Here is a 1,638-nt window from a genome sequence, read left to right on the forward strand (position 1 = left end):
AGCACGGCCCTCACCTCGCCCAGCCAGGGCGCGCGCTCAAGATCGGCCATCAGCGCCTTGAACTGATCGAGCGGCGGAACGATGCGCGTGGCCCGGCTGTGGCCCGGATGCCAGGGCAGGATGACGGTCGGCACCGCCCAGACCGGGAAGCCCAGCGTCTCCAGCGCGAAGACGGCGGCGCGGTTGCCGACCGAGCCGCGGGCGACATGGCTGGAGATGACGATGACCGCGCGCGGCGCGTCGATTTTTTCTACACTCATGGAAATCTGTTCCTAGCCGCCACGCGTGGCGGCATACACCAGCCAGGCCAATAGCCCAATGGCAATGATGAAGCCGAGCGTTCGGCCAATGCGGGTTCCCCAATATTCGATGGGATCGGTGCGGTCGGTATCGGCGGCGGTCACGCGGTCGCGCGCATCCTTCGCCGTGCGGACGATGAACGACGCGCCGCCCGGCGCCGTCTCGCGCGCCACGCGTTCGAGGATGCGGCGCGATTCGGTCTCGTCGTCCCGGCGCTCGGCCATGGCAATTGCCCTTTCCTGCCCGGACCTTAGAGCAATTCCAGGAAAAGTGCGAAGCGTTTAGGCTCGGCGACTGCGCCGTGGCCTTCCGGCCGGAATTGCGTCGAACAAGGAGATGAAATCCTGTTCGCTCGACCATTCACAGGGGCTCGCGCCAGAGCTGGAATCGGCATCGTCAGCCGGACATTTCCTTGCGCGTGGATTGTGGTAATGCTTCGCGTGCAACTTCTGTCGAGGGACCAATCATGATTGCCGAGCGCCTCTCATTAGCCTCCCCCTTCCGCAGCCTTGCCGCCTTCCTGATGATGGTTTTCGTGCTGCCGCTGCTTGCCGGCTGCGGTTACAACACCATTCCGACGGCGGAAGAGAACGCGCATGCGGCCTGGAGCGAGGTGCTCAACCAATATCAGCGCCGTTCCGACCTGATCCCGAACCTGGTCGAGACGGTGAAGGGCTATGCCTCGCATGAAAAAGATACGCTCGACGCGGTCGTCCAGGCGCGCGCCAAGGCCACGCAGATCACGGTGACGCCGGAGACGCTGAAAGACCCCGAGGCGCTGAAGAAGTTCCAGGATGCGCAGGCCGGGCTGACCAGCGCGCTGTCGCGGCTGATCGCGGTGTCGGAAGCCTATCCCGACCTCAAGGCGAACCAGAATTTTCTCGCGCTGCAGGCGCAGCTCGAAGGCACCGAGAACCGCATCGCGGTGGCGCGGCGCGACTATATCCAGGCGGTCAGGGACTATAATCTGACGCTGAAGACCTTCCCCTCGGTGCTGTGGGCGACCTTCTGGTTCCGCGGCAACGAGCCGTTTGCGAACTTCACTGTCGAGGAAGACAAGATGCAGGTGCCGAAGGTCGATTTCGGCACGAGCACGAAGCAGGGCGGGTGAGCCGGCGTCTTAGCTTATCGAGCCAGCCTTGAGTTCCGTCACCCCCCTCTCTGTCCTACCGGACATCTCCCCCTCAAGGGGGGAGATTGGCAGTTTCGGCAACCTCGCCCTCCCTTCGATGCTGAAGATTAGCGAAGGCCGGCGTGACATCCAATCTCCCCCCTTGAGGGGGAGATGTCCGGCAGGACAGAGAGGGGGGCGACAGAACGCCTACCTCTCATTGCTTG

The 1,638-nt window shown here is 63.6% G+C and carries 2 protein-coding genes and 1 pseudogene; 1 reads left to right on the top strand and 2 read right to left on the bottom strand.

The genetic code is table 11. The features are described 5' to 3' along the window. Nucleotides 1–260 (bottom strand): annotated as a pseudogene (locus FJ980_RS30795) (pyridoxal kinase); the annotation flags it as partial. A 12-nt stretch (nucleotides 261–272) separates the two neighbouring features. Continuing rightward, nucleotides 273–524 (bottom strand): hypothetical protein, encoded by a 252-nt coding sequence (locus FJ980_RS30800; RefSeq protein WP_140547337.1) that lies wholly within the window; start codon nucleotides 522–524, stop codon nucleotides 273–275. Between the two features lie 242 nt (nucleotides 525–766). Between FJ980_RS30800 and FJ980_RS30805 the strand changes: the two genes are divergently transcribed. Continuing rightward, nucleotides 767–1,411: a LemA family protein gene (locus tag FJ980_RS30805; RefSeq protein WP_140547338.1), complete on the top strand. Its 645-nt coding sequence runs from the start codon at nucleotides 767–769 to the stop codon at nucleotides 1,409–1,411. The last annotated feature ends 227 nt before the right edge of the window (nucleotides 1,412–1,638 follow it).

Origin of the sequence: Mesorhizobium sp. B1-1-5, from assembly GCF_006443065.1 — a bacterium.
Classification (GTDB): domain Bacteria; phylum Pseudomonadota; class Alphaproteobacteria; order Rhizobiales; family Rhizobiaceae; genus Mesorhizobium.

Coding starts and splice junctions, on each gene's coding strand:
- FJ980_RS30800 (WP_140547337.1), bottom strand. CDS start 524: ATGGCCGAGCGCCGGGACGACGAGACCGAATCGCGCCGCATCCTCGAA.
- FJ980_RS30805 (WP_140547338.1), top strand. CDS start 767: ATGATTGCCGAGCGCCTCTCATTAGCCTCCCCCTTCCGCAGCCTTGCC.